Here is an 18,397-nt window from a genome sequence, read left to right on the forward strand (position 1 = left end):
AAAACAGCCCTGCGTTTCACTATTCCGCCTTCGGGCAGGCCCAAGTCCGACAGGCTGCTAGTATGTTCCCACAGATGGACAGGTTGTGTCATCCCAATTGCATCAGCTTTCGACAGAAAAAATTCCCTTCGCAAAGTCATCGCGTGCTATCGCTTCACCCTTTGACCAATCCCCGTCAGCCAACAAAGGCGATGCCGATGTCCACTACGCCTTGGCTGAATCGCCTGGGTGCGCATGCTCGCCGCAAGTTCTTCGAATTACATGCCGCCGGCGGCCATCCTGTGGCAGAAGATGTGTTGACGCGGATCGGGCGACTGTACGCCATCGAAGCCACGGCACGAGACGACTCCATAGAAGATCGTGCGCACTTGCGCGCCGAACAAGCCCAACCCGAGCTGCAGTCGCTGCACGACTGGCTGGTCGCGCTGCGCCCCGGCGTGGCCAACGGCAGCGGTTTGGGCAAAGCCATCGACTACACACTGCGCCGCTGGCCAGCCTTTGCCCGTTACGCCGAAACCGGCGATCTGCCGATCGATAATAACCCGATCGAGAATGCCATTCGTCCGATCGCGGTCGGGAAAAAGAATTGGTTATTTGCTGGCAGCGAACGTGCCGGTCGCGGTGCCGCTGCGATTCAAAGTCTGCTGGCTACGGCGAAGCTCAATGGACTGGAGCCATTGGCCTGGCTGAAAGAAACCCTTGAAAAACTTCCCGCCTGGCCGAACAGCCGCATCGACGAATTGCTGCCGCTAAAACCCTGAACAACGACAGAGCCATTTGGGCAGGTGCCGGTCATGCCGGAGTTGAACGGCCGTGCCAGCCGGATGCCGCACCGGCGGCCGCAGCCCGTCCCGGGCAAGGTTGGCCGCAAGTACACGCCCGCGCGGTGTAACCGTGTCTGCTCAGACGCCCGCCGCCAGCCGGACCGGTGCGCTGTCGGTCAATAGCCAGTCCAGCAGGGCGGGCAGTTGTGCCGGAGCGGGGGTGGCCAGCCGCAGCTGACTACCGTCCGGTCGGCTCAGCCGTGGTGCAGTGGCACCGGGCAGGGTGTCCAGCGCCCAGATGCCATCCGTCATCTGCCACACCAGCCGCCACTGGCACGGTGACAGCAGGCGCAGCAGCAGTTGTGCACCGTCGAGACCAGTCAGCACCAGTGCGTCATGGTGCAGCAGCTGTGTCGGGTAGGCCGCGCCATGGCGGGTCGTGATGGCGACCTGCAGGGCCTGCTGCGGGCTGTCTTCGATATCATCCTGGCCGGCAATGGCCCGCTGCAGCGCCTGGCGGGTGTGTGCCAGCTCACGAGCCACGATGGCCTGCGCCAGATAGTATTCGTAGCCGGGGTCCGGGGGGCAGTCGCCAGCTACGATGGCCGCCAGCAAGGCATCTGCATCGGGGTAGCCGCTGCCTTGCTGCAGGGTCTTGCCGGCCTCGCGCAACTGGTACTGGCGCAGCGACAGGGGTTCGATGCGGGCGCCACAACCGGCGGGCAGGCCACGAAAGAAGTCACTGCGCGCCATCACATGCCTCCATCGTTCAGTACGCCGCCATCCAGCCGCGCCATGTCCGCGCTGATGGCAGCATAGCCATATACCTTGCCACCGTTGTGCCGGGCGAAGGCATCCGCTTCCGCACGCTGGGCGAAGCTGGCAAAGGTCGGCCCCATACTGCCGTGCAGCTTGCTGCCGGCCACATAGAACGCAGTTTTGGCATCTATCCAGTGGCCTTGCGGGTTTTCCCATTCGGCCTTGGCCATGTCCTGCACGTAGGCGCCGCTGATGCTGCGCGTGCTTTCCGGCGTTTTCAGCATGGCGATCAACTCCACAGTGTCGCAGAAGGCGTCTACCTGGCCATCCTGATAGCGGATCTGGCCCTTGGGGCCAGGGTAGTCAGCCAGCAACATGCCATCCAGTGCACACGCGGTATCGCGTGCCAGCTGCAAGGCATCGCCGGCCAGTTTGGCTGCCGGCTCACTGCAGGCGGCGAGTACGGCGGAAAACAACAGGGTCAATAACAGGCGCTTGTTCATAACAAACCTCGTATGGAGTGGTTGGCCTCGGAAATAACCGAGGGAAAACCGATTTCAGCCACGAAACCTACGAAAGAAACCCGAAACCATTTTTAGCCACGGAAGCACACGGAAAGACACGGAAAAAAGCAAGAGTACCCAAGGTTGGCCGCAAGAAACGCATGGGTCTGCTGCTTATTGATCCGGCCGGCTGAAGTCTGAACTTATGCCGTTGTAGCGGCACCAGTCGCTGGACCCCGGCTTTCGCCGGGGCAATGAATCCAGAAATCAGCCGACCTGGTCAATAGCGTTGCCCTGCGCGGCATGGACACGGCTGAGGTCGGGGTGGATTTTCTTCCGTGTCTTCTGTGTGCTTCCGTGGCTAAAAATGTCTTTGGTTTTGTTTCGTGCCTGTCGTGGGTTTCGTGCCTGTCGTGGGTTTCGTGGCCAAATGGTTTTAGGGGTTTTGTGGCAAAAAATTCCTACGCCCGCGCAAACAGCCGCCCGGCGATAGCCAGCGGCAGGGCAATCCACGCCAGCATCACCGCACACAGGGTGACCGGATGGGTAAGGGCGCCGGGCAGGGCAGTAGCCAGACCGTAATAGCTTTGCAGTTGTTCGGAGGAAAAGATGTTGAGCATGCGGAACACGTCGGCCGGATTGACCAGCAGCAGGGCGCCGAACAGCCAGCCGACGGTATCGCCCAGCAATACCATACCGCCGAGCAACAACAGGTCGAACACCAGTACCAGCGCGAACCACAGTGCGATAGCGGCACCGCTGGCGCGTGTGCGCTCGCGGCTGGCGACACTGATCAGCAGCGCCAGACTGAGAAAGGCATAACCCAGCAACAGGGCACTGACGATGAAGCCGGCGTAATGCCAGGCGGCATAAGCATCAAGCTGTGGTGCCAGCACGGCACCGGCCACGCCAAAACCGCCGACGGTAGCCAGCGTCAGTGCCGCCGCCAGACCCAGGTACTTGCCCAGCAGCAATTCGCCGCGGGTGAGCGGCATCGACAGCAGCAAATCCAGCGAGCCACGTTCACGCTCGCCGACCACGCTGTCAAAGCCCAGTATCAGCGCGATCAGCGGCAGCAGGTAGATCACCAGACTGACCAGGCTTGCGATGGTGGGGGCGATGCCCTGAAAGCCGACCAGCCCCTGTTGCGCCGGACCGAAACAGGCGATGGCCAGTGCGAACAGCGCGAACAATACGGCGACGGCCAGCACCCAGCGGTTACGGATGCGGTCACGGCATTCCTTGGCGGCGATGACCAGTAGTGGATGCGATGTCATGCGCTGGCTCCTGTGTCGTGGATACTGGCGTGGCGGTGGCCGAGAAATACCGCTTCCAGCGTCGGTTCGATAAAGCGGACGTCGGCAAGCGTCGCGGCCAACGGTGCCAGCGCGGCCAGCAGCCGTCCCTTGTCGTGGCGGGCGATGGCCAGACTGAGGCCGTGCGGTTTGGTCTGGCAGGCAAAGCCGGCAGCAGCGAGGCTGGCAGCAAGCGTGTCGTGGTGGGTCGCGGCACTGACCAGCTCCACCGCCACCGGCAGCGCGATGCCAGCCGACAGCTCGGCAACGCTGCCGATTGCGGCCAACTTGCCGCCGGCCAACATCGCCAGCCGGTCCACGCGCTGCTCGATTTCGGCCAGGATATGCGAGCTGAGGATCACGGTGCAGCCGTGCGCGCGCCGTGCCTCGACGATGCGGTAGAAGTCGTGGATGCCTTCCGGATCCAGGCCGGTGGTGGGTTCGTCCAGCAGCAGCAGTTGCGGGCTGCCCAGTAATGCCTGGGCAAAGCCCAGGCGCTGCCGCATGCCCTTGGAGTAGGTGCCGACACGGCGGGCCGCGGCATCTGCCAGACCGACCTCGGCCAGCAGCGGCGCGCATGCCGTCAGCGGCACGCCCTTGAGCCTGGCGTAGAAGGCCAGTGTCTCGCTGGCGGACAGGTTGTCGTACAGCACCACGTTTTCCGGCAGGTAGCCGATGCGGCGGCGCACATCACGGAAGCTGGCGCCGCGTATCGACACGCCGTCCAGCAGGATGTCGCCGCTGTCGGGTGCCAGCAGGCCCAGCATCAGCTTGAACAAGGTGGACTTGCCGGCGCCGTTGTGGCCGATCAGGCCGAACAGCTCACCGGGCGCCACCGTCAGGCTGACCTGGTTTACGGCCAGCTGCGCGCCAAAGCGGCGGCAGACCGCGTGTAACTCAATCATATTGCGTTGCAAGCCAGTGTCTCCAGTCGCGGTGATGGGGGGCGAGTGCCGGATGGGCGTCCACGATGGACGGCACCCGCAATAGCGGAAACTGCCGCGCCACCAGGCGCAGGGTGTGTACCGCCGGGCTGGCCAGCAGCAGTTTGATTTGCGGGTGGCGCCAGCTGAGGCGGTCCACCACGTCGTTGGCCTGGTAGGGCACGTCGCCGGCGCCGTCGCCGTTCTGGTCCCAGCCCAGGTAGTTGCTCCAGTAATTGCCGCCGTCAACGCCCCACGGTTCATCGCGGCTGGCGACATAACGCACCTGTTCGCGGTTATGGATGAAGTCGTTGTTATAGACACTGTTGCGGAAGGAACCGGCCGACAGGTGCACGCCGGTGCGGTTGTTGATCACCAGATTGCGACGCAGGGTGTTGTACTCCGCGTCGTAGATGAAGAAACCGCGTGCGTTGCCGGCAACAATATTGTCCTCGATCACCGAATCCTGGATGGTGCGTAGCATGATGCCGTGGTCGCTGTTGCCCCACGCCTTGTTGCGGCGCACGATCTGGTCGCGTACTTCCATCAGTGCCAGCCCGCCGCGGTTGCGGTATACCTCGTTGTCCTCCCACACATTGTGGTAGGAGTTCATGTAGTGGCTGCCGTAGCGGGCGTGGTGCATGCGGTTGCCGCGGAACAGCGCCTGGTGCGATACATCTACATAAATGCCGTCGCGCACGAAGCTGATGTCGTTGCCTATCACCCGTGCGCGCTGGGTGTTGTACAGCTGGATACCGTTGCCGCGCTGCGCGCTGGCAAAGTCGCGCTTGCCGGTGATGCGGTTGCCGGCCACCAGCACGTCGTCGGCCTTCTCGATCCACAAGCCGAACAGCACCCAGGCGAAATCGTTGCCTATGACGCGTGCGCGGTGGGCGCCGGGGGCAAGGTAGATGCCGGCATGCTGGGCGCCAAGGTCGCTGCCGGAATCGCGCACGATGAAGCCTTCGATGCGTACGTCCGGTGCGGTGACGCGGATCACGTCGCCGGCCTCGCCGCCACTCAAGGTTGGCCGCAACTGGCCGATCAGGGTCAGCGGTTTGTCGATCAACAGCCGGGTGCGGTAATGGCCACGCGCCACCTTGACAGTGTCGCCGGGCGCGGCGGCGCGCACCACGGCGGCGAGGTCGTCACCGGGCTGCACCTGCCAGCTGGCGGCGTGGGCGGCGGCGGTCAGCAGCATCCAGGGGAGGCAATGAAAGGCGATCTTTTGCCACAGAAGAACACAGAAGGACACGGAAGGCAGTGCTTGGCGCGGCGGAGGCGGTTCTGCTTGGCGAGGGCATGCCGCGTGGCGAGCGACCGTTGCCAGTTGCGCACGCAGCGCTTGCGCCCAGGCGTTGCCGAGCGGTGGGCGCATTTCGGTCTGTGTTTTTCTGTGTTCTTCTGTGGCAGATAGGGTTTTTGCCTGCTTACTGTGGCGCACGCTCATTTCACCTCCCGTATCGGGATGTAGTAGCCGTCGCGGCCGATAGGTGTCAGTGCCTCGCCGGCCTTGGTGCGGCGCTTGCGCTCCTTGGCCAGCGGCGGGCAGGCGTGGTCGTCGTAGTAGTACACCAGGCAATCCAGGCAGTGCAGGCACTCCGCCGGGTCGATGCGGCCGTCCTTGGCGATGGCCTGCGCGCCGCACTGCACGGTACAGGCCTGGCATGGGCCGCAGTCGCGCTTGCGCTTGAGCGCAAATACCCGCAGCCAGGAAGGGATGGCGAGGCCGGCACCAAGCGGGCACAGGTATTTGCAGTACGGCCGCTCGGTGAACAGCGACAGTGCCAGCAGCGCGGCGACGAACAACCCGTACGGCCACGGCCGCTGCCAGATGCCGACCAGGAAGGTGGTCTTGAACGGCTCCACCTCGGCCAGCTGTTCGGCCAGCACCATGGAGTGCAGTGATGCTGCCACCAACATTGCCAGTACGCCGTACTTCAGCCACTTGAGTTTGTCGTGCCAGCGTTGCGGCAGTTGTCGTTGCCAGCGTTTGAGGCCCAGCTTGCCGGCAACACGGTACAGCCCCTCGGACAACGAGCCGAACGGGCACAGCCAGCCGCAGAACACGCCGCGCCCCCACAGCAGCAGGCTGACGGCGATGAAGATCCAGAACAGGAAGATCAGCGGATCGGACAGGAACAGCTCCCAGCGCCAGCCTTCGAACGGTGCGTGCAGCAGCGTCAGCAGCTGGGTGACCGACGGCTGCGCCATGCCGGCGAAACCGACCACGGCGACGCTGACGCCCCACAGTACATAACGTGGCCAGTCGATGCGGCGCTTGTCGCGGCGGCTGCTGGTGCGCGCCAGGCGGTCACGCTGGGCATAGAACAGCAGTGTGAATAGCAGGAAGGCACCGAAGGTGATCACTTCCGGCAGCCGCGTCTGCCAGGTTTTCTGCCATGCCGGCAGCTCGCGGCCGTCGGCCGGGCGGCCACCCTGCAGGTAGGCGTCTGGCAGCCAGTATTCGCTGGCGAAGTTGACGAAGGTCTTCTGGCTGCTTTCCTGTTCCTGACGGTTGGCGAGGAACACGAAGTGGAACGGGTAGGCGGCGGAGAACGTCGCATCGCGCACGATGAAGATTGCCGACTCGTGGTAGCGTGGTGCACCGGCAGCCTGCATGGCGTACAGGTTGAGGTAGTCGCTGTCGCGGAAGGTGTACACTTCGTCGCCCTGGCGCAGCTGCACGCGGTCGTAGATGCCGCCACGCACGAAGCCGGAGCCCTTGAATGAGGCAGCACCGTCGTTGATGGCGAAGATGGCATGCTCGCCGGGTTTCAGCCGGGCCATCAGTTCACGCCAGCCGGCCTCGCCCAGCACGCTGCGGCCAACCTGCGGCTGGTTGAGGTAGCCGAAGTGCAGGTCGAGGTAGGGCTTGCCCGTATCCGGCAGCCCGACATCGGCGTGCTCTACCCGCAACGGCTGCACGGCACCGTCGACCTGCAGCGCCGCCCAGTCGCGCATCTTGCCGTCGTCGGCAAACTTCGCCTGCGCGCGCGCCTGCTGCTTGATCAGGCCGGCCTGGCGCGCAATCGCCTGGCTGGTGCGGGTGAGCAGCTGGTTCTCGGCGATCAGCGTCACCGTGGCGCCGGAGATGGCGTCCAGCGCTACCGCCTTGTCGTCGCTCTTGCCCAGCTCGAAGCGGGTTCCGGCCATGTGTCCCAGGTACTGGTTCACGTAATCGGTCAGCTTTTGCTCCGGGATGCCCAGCAGCAGAATGGGTTCGCTGTGTTTGAGGATGCGTACGCCGACGATTTTGCCCCTTGCGTCCATGCCGACCAGCGTTACCACCGGCTTGCCGGAGTAGGCGGGAATGTCTGCCACGTCGGTAGAGAGATACACATAGCCGGTGGTGCGGCCATTCGCATCGCGGCCGATCACGTACGGCGGCTTGCCCTGGCGTGGCGAAAAGCTGGCGGCCTGCGGCAGCACGGCCTTGCAGTCCAGGTAACGGCACATGTCCGGATCGCTGGTCAGCTGTTCCGGCAGCTTGGCCTCATAGGAAGATGCGGTAGCGATAGCGGACAGCAGCAAGGTGCAGATGGCAAGCAATAGGTGATGCAGCATGAGAATCTCCGGCTCAGGCGACAAACGGCAGTGCGTAGCGTTTACCGTCGGTTTCTATGGTCAGTAGCCAGCGTCTGGACGTGGTGGAGCACAACGGCAGGCTGAGGCGGGCATGCCACTGGCCGTTGCCGGCGGCAGTGGCACGGTAGCGCACCGGCGCCATTGCCATGTCGGCCATCTCCAGCTGCAGCACCGGCTGTGTGGGGCTGGCAATATCCACCCGGAACGGCTTCATGCCGGATGGCGGTTCGGCAAAGCGCAGCTGCAGTGCACCGGCGCGACAGCCCAGCTGCGGGTCGGCACAATCAATGGCAATCTCGGCAGGTGCGGCTGCCGTCTGGCTGCCGACCGAGGAGTACAGCAGCCAGGCAGGTGCGGCGAGCAGCGGCAGGAACAGGGCAAGACGGGACAAGTGGTTTGACGACATCATGCGGCGATTATGGCGCGGCATTTTGTCGCAGGGATTGACGTATGTCATGCCAATGCGGTGTGACTGTTGCAATTACGACGCAAACATCATCACCGACGACATCGTACGCCGGCTGTGCCGGCTGGCGAGTGTCAGAACCTGTTCAAGGTTGGCCGCAGCGCTGCGGCCAACCTTTTTCATTGGCGGACGCCTATTTCAGCGTCTGCAGGTATTTGTACACCGTGGCGCGGCCGAGGCCGAGCACGTTGGCGATATAGTGGGTGGCGCTCTTGCCGTTGAAGGCGCCCTCGGCGTACAGCGCCTCGACCAGCTCCTTGCGGTGCTGGCGCGACAGGGTGTTCAGCGCCAGCTGCCGCTCCTGCAGCCAGCGGTGCATGAAGGTGTTGATGCGCTCCTGCCAGTCGTCGCGGAACAGCTCCGCCGGCTGTTCCACCAGCCCGGCGCCCTTCAGCAACATGCCCAGCATGCCGTGCATGTCCTCGAACACCGCGATGTTGAAGTTGATGCACATCACCCCCAGCGCCACGCCTGCGTCGTCGAACAGCACCGAGCTGACGCAGCGCATCTTGCGGCCGTCCCAGTTCACCTTTTCATACGGCCCGACGTAGCGTTCGGCGATGGTGCGCTCGATTTCCTCCAGCGCCGACTCGTCGCCGATCTCGCGCCGCGACAGGTTGTTGGCGAGGTAGAGCACGCGCTGCTGCGCCAGGTCGTGGATCACCACCTCGGCGTAGGGAAAGAACAGCTTGGCGATGCTGTCGGCGAGGTGGCTGTAGCGCGACAGCAGCAATGGCTGCGGCGTGGGGCTGGGCGTGGACGTCATGGTCGGGTCGGGCGCATCGGCAGGGACAGCGATAGTGCCTGATGCGACGGGCAGGGCACAAGCACTGTGCCCGCCGGCTGCCGCCAGACCGTCCGCGCTCGGGCTCATTGCGCGGCCTGGGCCTGTTGCAGTAGCGCGCAGGCGATGGCGATGTCCTGCAGCCCCATGCCGATGGAGCGGAAGAACACCGGGCGCTGGTAGTCCGGCAGCGCGCAGCGCCGGCTGACCAGATCGGCCAGGTCACCGACGACGCGCTCGCGCTGCCAGCTGCCGGCCTGGCTGGCGAGCACCATCTCGCCGGCGCTGTCCGGCGTGCTGTGCTTGTGGTCGCAGTACACGTCCATCGCGGCGAGGCTGGCCGGTGTCACCTCGTGCGCGTTGACAGCGTTGGTGCTGATCGAGGTGATTAGCGCCGGCTTGCTGAGGGTGGCCGGGTCCAGCACCGGGCTGGCGGAGGAGGTGCACAGCATGATCACGTCGCTGTTATCGCAGGCAGCATCGACGCTGCTGCTGATCTCGATGCGCGCATCCAGCGCCTGCAGTTGCTGCTGCAGTTCCGGTTTGGCGGCGAGATCCGGCGCGTACACGCGGATGCGCTGCCAGTCGCGCAGCGGCAGCACGTGGCGCAGGTGCGCCTGGCCCAGCGCGCCGCAGCCGATCAGCGTCAGCTGGCGGCTGTCCTGGCGCGCCAGCAGGTCGATGGCCAGCGCGCTGGTGCCGGCGGTACGCTCAACCGTCAGCAGGCCGGCATCGCAGAACAGCAGCGGCTGGCCGGTGTGCATCGACATCAGGCTGGTCCAGGCGCTGATCACCGGCCGGCCGTCGGTGACGATGTAGGGCGACAGCTTGGCGCCGAACACGCCGGCATCGGCCAGCACGCCCTGATAGGTGATGACGTCGCCGGCGCCCTGTGGAAACAGGGTCAGCGTCTGCGCCGGCTGCACCGCGCGCTCGTGCGCCAGTGCCTGGAACAGCGCGCTCAGCGCGGCGCGCACCGGTAGCGCCGGCAGGTAGTCGCGCACCTGTTGCTGGTTGAGGAGCAGGGGCGCGGCGTGGTGGTCGATGGGGTTCATGCTGGGCTCTCGTATTGGCGTGGTCGGGCGCTGCCGGGCGGTCGGCCGCGGCGGGCAGGCTTGTTTGTTGTATTAAATTCCATTGTGGAAAAAAAGTCTACAAATTGTGCGATTACCAATTCCACAGGGTTTTGCGTACGTTTTTTGATGTTGATTTGACGTCAAGTTATTGTTATTTAAGTGATAAGTTGCAATTTGCGACATGGTTTTGTCATGAAGAGATCGGCTTTGACCGCCGTGTCTGGCGGGTGGCGGTCAGATTTTCTATAAATTAATTGTCCAAAGTGGAAAAAATGTCTATCTTGTGACCGAGCCAAAGCAAGACGTGAACGCAGCCCCGCCGGCTGCCAAACCACGCAGGCGCCATGGTCTGGCCAGGCGCAACGGGACGGGACGTTACCCGCTACAGGAACAAAGGAGACATTTCATGATCAGCAAACGCGTTCGCAATGCCGTTTTCCCTCTGCTGGCCTGCCTCGCCGGTACCGCCATGGCGCAGGGTGCGCCGCTGCGCATGGGGCTGGAGCCGTTCTACCCGCCGTTCGAGAGCAAGCAGGCCGACGGCCAGCTGGTCGGCTTCGACATCGATGTCGGCAAGGCAGTGTGCGAGCGCATGGCCGCCAAGTGCAGCTGGGTGGAAACCTCGTTCGAGGGCCTGATCCCCGGCCTGAAGGCGAAGAAATTCGACGCCATCAACTCGGCGATGAACATCACCGCCAAGCGCCGCGAGTCGATCGACTTCACCGTCCCGATCTACATCGTGCCGATCCAGATGGTGGCGCGTCGCGACAGCAAGCTGACACCGACCGTGGCCAGCCTGAAGGGCAAGACCGTCGGCGTGCTGCAGGGCGCCACCCAGGAAGACTTCGTGCGCAAGCACTGGGAGAAGCACGGCGTGAAGGTGGTCGCCTACCGCGACCAGGCGCAGATTTTCCTCGATCTGGCCTCCGGCCGTCTGGATGCCGGCGTGCAGGAAGCGCAGACTGCGATGGAAGGCTTCCTCAGCAAGCCGCAGGGCAAGGACTTTGACTTTGCCGGCGGCGTGATCAGCGACTTCGCCACCCTCGGCGAGGGCACCGGCATGGGCGTGCGCAAGGGCGATCCGCGCAAGGCCGAGCTGGACAAGGCGATTGCCAGCCTGAAGCAGGACGGCACCCTGAGCCGCATTTCGATGAAATACTTCCACCGCGACATCATCGCCAAGTAAGCGGCGTGCAAGGTTGGCCGCAGGCTGCGGCCAACCTTGCAGATTCCGTTGCCATGGCCGCTGGCCGCAGCGCCCATGGCAACTGCATCTGAAAGAAGCAAAACATGGATTTCGACATCATTGTCCTCGGCGCCGGCATGATCGGCGTCTCCAGCGCCATCGCCCTGCAACAACGCGGCCAGCGCGTGGCGCTGCTGGATCGCCGTGCCCCCGGCGAGGAAACCAGCCACGGCAACGCCGGCCTGCTGGAGCGCGCCGCCGTGGTGCCCTACGGCTTCCCGCGCGACCTCGCCAGCGTGCTGCGCATCGGCCGCAACCGCTCCACCGACGTGCGCTACCAACCGTCCAGCCTGCTGCAGAGCACGCCGTGGCTGTGGCGCTACTTCCGCGCGTCCGCACCGCACCGCCTCGCCGCCGCCGCGCGCGACATGCTGCCGCTGATCAGCCGCAGCCTGGACGAACACGCGACGCTGATTGCCGCGGCCAACATGCGGGACCTGTGCAGCGACGACGGCCTGTACGAGGCCTACCGCAGCGAGGCAGGCTTTGCCGCCGAGGCCGCCAACGCGCGCCGTATCGCCGCCGAACACGGCCTGCAGCTGCAGATTCTGGACGCGGCGCAGCTGCGCGCCGCCGAGCCGGGGCTGGGCGAGGGCTTTGCCGGCGCCGTGCACTGGCGCGACCCGCAGCGCATCAGCGATCCGGGTGCGCTGACCCGCGGCTATGCCCGTTACTTCGAAAGTCTGGGCGGCACGCTGCTGCAACAGGAAGCCACGTCGCTGATCCCGGATGGCAGTGACTGGCAGATCGGCACCAAGCAGGGCACGCTGCGCGCGGCGCAGGTGGTGGCGGCGATGGGGCCGTGGTCGGACGACATGTTCCAGCCGCTGGGTTACCGCATCCCGCTGCAGACCAAGCGCGGCTATCACATGCACTACCAGCCGTTGGGGCCGGGGCTGAACTACACCGTGGCCGATGTGGAAGGCGGCTTCGTGGTGTCGCCGATGCAGCGCGGCCTACGCATCGCCACCGGCGTGGAGCTGGCGCGGCGCGATGCCGCCCCCAACTACGCGCAGCTGGAGCAGGCCGAGGTGCTGGCGCGCGGGCTGTTCCCGCTGGGCGAGCGGCTGGACGCCACGCCGTGGCTGGGCAGCCGCCCCTGCCTGCCGGACATGCGGCCGGCCTTGGGCGCCGCGCCGCGTCACAAGGGCTTGTGGTTCAACTTCGGCCACGCCCACCACGGCCTGACACTGGGGCCGGTGTGCGGCCAACTGCTGGCGCAGGTGATCTGCGGCGAGACGCCGTTCACCGATCCGGCGCCATACGCACCGGCGCGCTTCCTGTAGCGCGGGGTGCACAGATGCAAAAGGCCCGCATCCTGACCAGATCCGGCAGCCTGTCATGTAACACCGGCCTGGCATCGATACATGAAGGGCTCAGCTCCGGTAGCGCATCGCCTCGACGAAGGCGAGGAAGGCAGGGGAGGTTTGCCGCCGGTTAGGGTAGTACAGGTGGTAACCCTGGAAGGACGGGCACCACTCGGGAAGCACCTCCACCAGCCGCCCGTCCGCGAGGTAGGGCGCGACCAGTTGCTCCGGGATATAGCCTAGCCCCAGCCCGTCCAGCGCGCCATTGAGCACGTGCATGATGCTGTTGAACACGAGTTGTCCCTCCCCCTTGACGGTGAAGGCCTTGCCGTCTTTCTCGAATTCCCAGGCATAGATGGCGCCCGAGGGGCGGTGCCGGATGTTGATGCAGGCGTGCCCGGTCAGCTCGTGGGGCGTTTCCGGGCGGGAGCGTGTCTCGAAATAGGCCGGCGAGCCAACAACGGCGAGGCGCCAGTCCGGCCCGATGCGCACGGCAATCATGTCCTTGCTGATGGACTCTCCCATGCGTATGCCCGCGTCGAAACGCTCTTCGACGATGTTGCGGAAGCCGTAGTCGACAAAGAGCTCCAGCGTGATATCCGGATAGTGGCTCAGGAACGCGGAAAACTTTGGTCGCAAACACAACTCGATCTGGTCGTCGGTGCAGGTGAGACGGATGGTGCCCGCCGGTTTGTCGCGCAGCTCGCCCAGGGCCTCGACCTCGGCGGCGATCTGCTCGAACAGCGGGGCCAGCGATCTCAGCAGACGCTCGCCGGCTTCGGTCGGGGAGACGTTGCGGGTCGTGCGCGCCAGCAGGCGGATGCCCAGCCGCGCCTCAAGCGTCCTGATCGTGTGACTCAGCGCCGAGGGCGTCAGATCCAGCCTTGCCGCCGCCTTCGAGAAGCTCTGTTCGCGGGCGACGGCGACGAAGGCCTGCAGGTCGTTTACCTTGGTCGGTTTCATTGCTGAAAAATTCTCACAAGTACATGAAGACTATACCGGCTAATAGTCTTGGCGTCGATGCGTCACTATCTGTCTGCACCGCGATGACGGTGCTGGCGGGCAGTTTGCACGCCAATTCAGAGACGACAAGGAGTACTCAAATGGACGCCGCAATCTCCAGGAAAAACTTCATCAAGGGCGCGCTGCTGACCGGCGCCGCCATGCTGATCGGTGCGCAGCCGGTGTTGGCCAGCGCATCGCGACCCGCAACAGGAAATACCATGCAACTGACCCAAAAGTGGGACAAGACCTTCCCCCAGAGCGACAAGGTCGATCACCAGAAGGTGACGTTCAAGAACCGCTACGGCATTACGCTGGCGGCGGACCTGTACTTGCCGAAAAACCGGGGCGGCAAGCGCCTGGCGGCGCTCGCGATCAGCGGCGCGTTTGGCGCGGTCAAGGAGCAGTCTTCCGGTTTGTACGCGCAGACCATGGCCGAGCGCGGTTACGCGACGGTTGCGTTTGACCCCTCGTACACCGGCGAAAGCGGCGGCGAGCCGCGCAATCTGGCCTCTCCGGAGATCAATACCGAGGACTTCAGCGCCGCGGTCGACTACCTCGGCCAGCAGCCCTTCGTCGACCGCGAGCGGATCGGCATCATCGGCATCTGCGGCTTCGCCGGCATGGGGCTGAATGCGGCAGCGGTGGACAAGCGCATCAAGGCCGTTGCCACCACCAGCATGTACGACATGTCGCGCGTGATGGCGAAGGGTTACAACGACAGCCTGGGCAAGGCGCAGCGCGGGCAAATGCTGGAGACGATGAGCCGGCAACGCTGGGCCGACGCCTCCGCCATCGGTCCGCGCATTCTGCCCGAGACGCTGGATGGCGTGACCAACCCCGTGGTGCGGATGTACTTCGACTACTACCGTACCCCGCGTGGTTTCCACGAACGCTCGCTGAATTCCAATGGCGGCTGGACGGCCACCATGCCGCTGTCTTTCATGAACATGCCGCTGCTCACCTACATCAACGAGATCTCGCCGCGGCCCATCCTGCTGATCGCGGGAGAAAAGGCCCATTCACGCTACTTCAGCGAAGACGCCTACAAGGCCGCGGCGGAGCCCAAGGAGCTGCTGATCATCAAGGACGCCATCCACACCGATCTGTACGACCGGGTCAACATCATTCCCTGGGACAAGCTGGACGCGTTCTTTGGCAAGCATCTGGCGAAGTGAGCGATGACAAATCCGCTTGTTGACGCGTCGATAAGCCGCGCCGGGAACCGGGAAGCAAGCGGTGACCGGCGCGCCTGCTGGAGCGGCGTCTTTGCGATGACGCTTTGCGTCTTCGTGCTGATCGCATCGGAATTCATGCCGGCCCGCCATGAAGGTGGTCGCCCGCCCGGCGAATGCGGGCGGTGTCTTCAGGCTGTTGCAGCGTCCCCGGATCGTGCTGGGCATGTCGGCGGTGGGCACGTTCTTCATGGGCCAGTTTGTGCTGTTTACCTACGTGCGTCCCTTCCTGGAAAACACCACCCAGGTGACCGTGCCCACCCTGTCGATGATCCTGTTGCTGATGGGTGTCGCGGGTTTCGTCGGTAGCACGCTGATTGGCCGCTTCCTGAAGACCGGTCTCTACCGCACGCTGGTGTGCATTCCGGTGCTCATGCCCGCGCCGGAGGTCTGAGGCGGGGTTCCCCGTGCTGCGCTGACGATGCAATGGGTCATGTCGCGTCGCCATGGTGCAGTGCGGTGGCCTCGCGCGTGCCGCTGCGCCGAACTGGTGCGCCGGCCACGCTTGCGGCCAACGTTGGCCGCAAGCGTCCGGCTGCTGCTTACGCACCGGGCTTTCGGTGTTGCGGGTGCTGCGGACAGGTGCAGAGGTGGTCGTTGATCACGCCGGTGGCCTGCAGGAAGGCGTAGATCACCGTGCTGCCGACAAAATTCATGCCTTCCTTTTTCAGCGCCTTGCTGATGCGGTCGGACAGTTCGGTGCTGGCCGGGCACTCGGCCAGGCGGATCCACTGGTTCTGCAGCGGCTGGCCGTCGACGTGGCTCCACAGCCAGCGCGCAAAGCTGCCGTGTTTTTGTTGCATGGCGAGGAATACGCGTGCATTGCGGATCGCACTGTTGATTTTCAGCCGGTTGCGCACGATGCCGGCATCCTGCAGCAGCCGCTCGACGTCAGCCTCGTCCATCGCCGCCACCCGTTGTGGATCGAAGTCGTGGAAGGCGCGGCGGTAGTTGTCACGTTTTCTCAGGATGGTGATCCACGACAGCCCGGCCTGGGCGCCCTCCAGCACCAGCATCTCGAACAGTTTGCGGTCGTCGTGCACCGGCTGCCCCCATTCGTGGTCGTGGTAGGCGATGTACAGCGGGTCGTCGCCGCACCAGCCGCAGCGTTGCAGGGTGGTCATGACGGCAGGCTCCTTTGCTTGGTGGCAAGCCGGCATTGTACGGTGATTTGCGCCTGGCACGCAGGCGGCACATGGCATGGCATTTGCTGCACCGTATGCAATGGCAAATCGGGAGGGGCATAAGGTGCTGACAGTCATGTTGGTGAAGGACGGTGCGGCCGCCTTGCCGCGGTCGCGGCTGGAGCAGGCCGGCGTGCGAGTGGTGGCCGAGGTGGCGGCGAGCCGGTGTCTGGCCGAGGTGGCGGCGGTACGCCCGGATGTGGTGCTGATCGACTGCGATACGCCATCACGCGATATGCTGGAATGCGTGCGCGTGATGAGCATGCAGGGCGGTCAGACGGTGGTGATGTTCACCGCTGACGATAGCCGTGATGCCATCCGCGCGGCACTCGGTGCCGGGGTCGCGGGCTATGTGGCTGGCATGGTGGAGAACGCTCGCATACGTTCCTTGCTGGAAGTCGCGATCGAGCGCCACCGGATCGACGTCTCACGCCGTGCCGAGCTGGCCGATGCGCAGCGGCAGCTGGCCGAGCGCAAGGTGGTGGAAAAGGCCAAGGGCCTGTTGATGGCGATGAAGGGGCTGGACGAAGCCGCCGCCTACAAGCAGCTGCGCGAGCGGGCGATGAAACAGCAGAAAAAACTGGTGGAGGTGGCGCAGGAGATTATCAGTCTGGCGGCGTGGCTGAAAAGCTGAATGTGGCAGTAGCGTCGTGCAAGGTTGGCCGCAACAGACCCTGGCTGTGACGGCCCTCTTTTCTTTTGAGCCTGCTGCCGTCGTGGTGCAGGGGCGGAGCCGTACTGGTGCTGCCACGCTCTGTTGCGGTGCAAAAAACGACGGTTTGCCATGTGGTATCCGCATGGAGGCGGGGCAAGTACCGTATCCGGCTGGCACGGCACTTGCTCAGTCAGGCTGGCAGAGCAAGTGCCGCTTGCCAATGACGGTAAGCGGGCCCGGACAAAGAGGTCCGTTGCGCGTGGTGCGATACCACGGGCAGCGGGCCTCTTGGCATTTCTGCGGCACCAGCCACCGCAGCCGTTACCGTTGTGCCGCCTGACCGAGCACGGATATTTTTCAAGGGACAAGACAATGAGCAAGGACTTCTGGAAAGCAGGCCATACCCCGACACTGCTGGTGTCGTTTCTTTATTTCGACCTCAGTTTCATGGTGTGGTACATCCTCGGGCCGCTGGCGATCCAGATCGCCGAGGCCCTGCAGCTGTCGGCACAGCAGCGCGGACTGATGGTGGCAACACCCATCCTGGCCGGCGCCTTCCTGCGCTTCGGCATGGGGCTGGTCGTGGATCGCTTCTCGCCCAAGTTTGCCGGGGTGCTGGGCCAGGTCGTGGTGATGCTGGCGCTGGGCTTCGCCTGGCTGCACGGCATCCATTCGCTGGCCCAGGCGCTGCTGCTGGGGCTGTTCCTCGGTGTCGCCGGTGCCGCCTTCGCGGTGTCGCTGCCGCTGGCGTCGCAGTGGTATCCGCCCGAGCACCAGGGCAAGGCGATGGGCATCGCCGGTGCCGGCAACTCCGGCACGGTGTTCGCCGCGCTGCTGGCGCCAACGTTGGCCGCAACCTTCGGCTGGGAGAACGTGTTCGGCATGGCGGTGCTGCCGCTGGGGGTGGCGTTCGTGCTGTTCTGCCTGTTTGCCAAGAACGCGCCGCAGCGGCCTCGTCCCAAGGCGCTGGCCGACTACCTGCGCGTGCTGGGCGCCAAGGACAGCTGGTGGTTCATGTTCTTCTACTGTGTCACCTTCGGCGGTTTTGCCGGCCTCGCCAGCGCACTGCCGGGCTACTTTTATGACCAGTACGGGCTGGATGCTGTCACCGCCGGCTACTACACCGCTGCCTGCGTGTTTGCCGGTTCGCTGATGCGGCCGCTGGGTGGTGCGCTGGCCGACCGTATCGGCGGCATCCGTACCCTGCTGATGGTGTACACCATCGCTGCGCTGCTGATTTGCGCGGTCGGTTTCAACCTGCCGCAGGCCGGTCTGGCGCTGACGCTGTTTGTCGGCGCGATGTTGGCGCTGGGCAGCGGCAACGGCGCGGTGTTCCAGCTGGTGCCGCAGCGCTTCCGCAAGGAAATCGGGGTGATGACCGGCCTGATCGGCATGGCCGGCGGCATCGGCGGCTTCCTGCTCGCCGCCGGTCTCGGCCTCGTCAAGCAGCACACCGGCAACTACCAGCTCGGGCTGTGGCTGTTCGCCAGCCTCGGCGTGGTGGCGTGGGTCGGCCTGCACGGCGTGAAGCTGCGCTGGCGCACCACCTGGGGCGCCAGCAACGTGACCGCGGCACGGGTATAAGCAGCAACAACCGGACATCAACGGGG

General features: G+C 64.6%; 18 protein-coding genes. 7 read left to right on the forward strand and 11 right to left on the reverse strand.

Annotation, left to right across the window (positions count from 1 at the left end):
• The coding region (locus tag IE083_RS10775; protein ID WP_229799717.1) for an IS66 family transposase at window positions 1-761 on the forward strand (761 nt) is incomplete at its 5' end.
• 141 nt (window positions 762-902) lie between these two features.
• On the opposite strand, the gene IE083_RS10780 is transcribed toward IE083_RS10775, so the two are convergent.
• The 9 genes from IE083_RS10780 to IE083_RS10820 form a co-directional block, all read right to left on the reverse strand.
• Entirely contained in the window at window positions 903-1,517 is a 615-nt protein-coding gene (locus IE083_RS10780) for a response regulator (RefSeq protein ID WP_189353607.1), read from the reverse strand.
• Window positions 1,517-2,026, reverse strand: coding sequence for a nitrous oxide reductase accessory protein NosL (locus IE083_RS10785; RefSeq protein ID WP_189353608.1), 510 nt, complete (start codon window positions 2,024-2,026; stop codon window positions 1,517-1,519). The genes IE083_RS10780 and IE083_RS10785 overlap by 1 nt, the downstream gene beginning before the upstream one ends.
• 461 nt (window positions 2,027-2,487) lie before the next feature.
• Window positions 2,488-3,303 (reverse strand): ABC transporter permease, encoded by an 816-nt coding sequence (locus IE083_RS10790; RefSeq protein ID WP_189353609.1) that lies wholly within the window; start codon window positions 3,301-3,303, stop codon window positions 2,488-2,490.
• Window positions 3,300-4,226: an ABC transporter ATP-binding protein gene (locus IE083_RS10795; protein WP_189353610.1), complete on the reverse strand. Its 927-nt coding sequence runs from the start codon at window positions 4,224-4,226 to the stop codon at window positions 3,300-3,302. The genes IE083_RS10790 and IE083_RS10795 overlap by 4 nt, the downstream gene beginning before the upstream one ends.
• Window positions 4,219-5,445 (reverse strand): nitrous oxide reductase family maturation protein NosD, encoded by a 1,227-nt coding sequence (locus IE083_RS10800; RefSeq protein WP_189353611.1) that lies wholly within the window; start codon window positions 5,443-5,445, stop codon window positions 4,219-4,221. Before IE083_RS10800 ends, IE083_RS10795 begins: the two co-directional genes overlap by 8 nt.
• A gap of 245 nt (window positions 5,446-5,690) precedes the next feature.
• On the reverse strand, window positions 5,691-7,811 hold the full coding sequence (locus tag IE083_RS10805; protein WP_189353612.1) for a 4Fe-4S binding protein: 2,121 nt from the start codon (window positions 7,809-7,811) through the stop codon (window positions 5,691-5,693).
• A 13-nt stretch (window positions 7,812-7,824) separates the two neighbouring features.
• Entirely contained in the window at window positions 7,825-8,241 is a 417-nt protein-coding gene (locus IE083_RS10810) for a hypothetical protein (RefSeq protein WP_189353613.1), read from the reverse strand.
• A 190-nt stretch (window positions 8,242-8,431) separates the two neighbouring features.
• Complete coding sequence (locus IE083_RS10815; protein WP_229799718.1) at window positions 8,432-9,064, reverse strand: helix-turn-helix transcriptional regulator; 633 nt, start codon at window positions 9,062-9,064, stop codon at window positions 8,432-8,434.
• 104 nt (window positions 9,065-9,168) lie between these two features.
• Window positions 9,169-10,137 (reverse strand): ornithine cyclodeaminase family protein, encoded by a 969-nt coding sequence (locus IE083_RS10820; protein WP_189353615.1) that lies wholly within the window; start codon window positions 10,135-10,137, stop codon window positions 9,169-9,171.
• Window positions 10,138-10,564: 427 nt separating this feature from the next.
• On the opposite strand from IE083_RS10820, the gene IE083_RS10825 reads away from it, so the two are divergent.
• On the forward strand, window positions 10,565-11,344 hold the full coding sequence (locus tag IE083_RS10825; protein ID WP_189353616.1) for an ABC transporter substrate-binding protein: 780 nt from the start codon (window positions 10,565-10,567) through the stop codon (window positions 11,342-11,344).
• Window positions 11,345-11,448: 104 nt separating this feature from the next.
• Window positions 11,449-12,690 (forward strand): NAD(P)/FAD-dependent oxidoreductase, encoded by a 1,242-nt coding sequence (locus IE083_RS10830; RefSeq protein ID WP_189353617.1) that lies wholly within the window; start codon window positions 11,449-11,451, stop codon window positions 12,688-12,690.
• A gap of 90 nt (window positions 12,691-12,780) precedes the next feature.
• On the opposite strand, the gene IE083_RS10835 is transcribed toward IE083_RS10830, so the two are convergent.
• Window positions 12,781-13,674, reverse strand: coding sequence for a LysR family transcriptional regulator (locus IE083_RS10835; RefSeq protein ID WP_189353618.1), 894 nt, complete (start codon window positions 13,672-13,674; stop codon window positions 12,781-12,783).
• A 140-nt stretch (window positions 13,675-13,814) separates the two neighbouring features.
• Here IE083_RS10835 and IE083_RS10840 point away from each other — a divergent pair, with 140 nt between their 5' ends.
• Together IE083_RS10840 and IE083_RS10845 are read left to right on the forward strand one after the other, a co-directional pair.
• Entirely contained in the window at window positions 13,815-14,891 is a 1,077-nt protein-coding gene (locus IE083_RS10840) for an alpha/beta hydrolase (protein ID WP_189353619.1), read from the forward strand.
• Between the two features lie 148 nt (window positions 14,892-15,039).
• Complete coding sequence (locus IE083_RS10845) at window positions 15,040-15,342, forward strand: MFS transporter (protein WP_189353620.1); 303 nt, start codon at window positions 15,040-15,042, stop codon at window positions 15,340-15,342.
• 148 nt (window positions 15,343-15,490) lie between these two features.
• Here the strand turns inward: IE083_RS10845 and IE083_RS10850 are convergent, their stop codons facing one another.
• Window positions 15,491-16,072 carry a DNA-3-methyladenine glycosylase I gene (locus IE083_RS10850; protein WP_189353621.1) on the reverse strand — a complete coding sequence of 194 codons (582 nt, stop codon included), beginning with the start codon at window positions 16,070-16,072 and terminating at the stop codon, window positions 15,491-15,493.
• Between the two features lie 136 nt (window positions 16,073-16,208).
• On the opposite strand from IE083_RS10850, the gene IE083_RS10855 reads away from it, so the two are divergent.
• Both IE083_RS10855 and IE083_RS10860 read left to right on the forward strand, forming a co-directional pair.
• Window positions 16,209-16,766, forward strand: a complete 558-nt coding sequence (locus tag IE083_RS10855; protein ID WP_229799719.1) for an ANTAR domain-containing response regulator — start codon at window positions 16,209-16,211, stop codon at window positions 16,764-16,766.
• 393 nt (window positions 16,767-17,159) lie between these two features.
• Window positions 17,160-18,371 carry a nitrate/nitrite transporter gene (locus tag IE083_RS10860; protein WP_189353623.1) on the forward strand — a complete coding sequence of 404 codons (1,212 nt, stop codon included), beginning with the start codon at window positions 17,160-17,162 and terminating at the stop codon, window positions 18,369-18,371.
• Window positions 18,372-18,397: the final 26 nt, after the last annotated feature.

Source organism: Vogesella fluminis, assembly GCF_014652335.1.
Taxonomy (GTDB): domain Bacteria; phylum Pseudomonadota; class Gammaproteobacteria; order Burkholderiales; family Chromobacteriaceae; genus Vogesella; species Vogesella fluminis.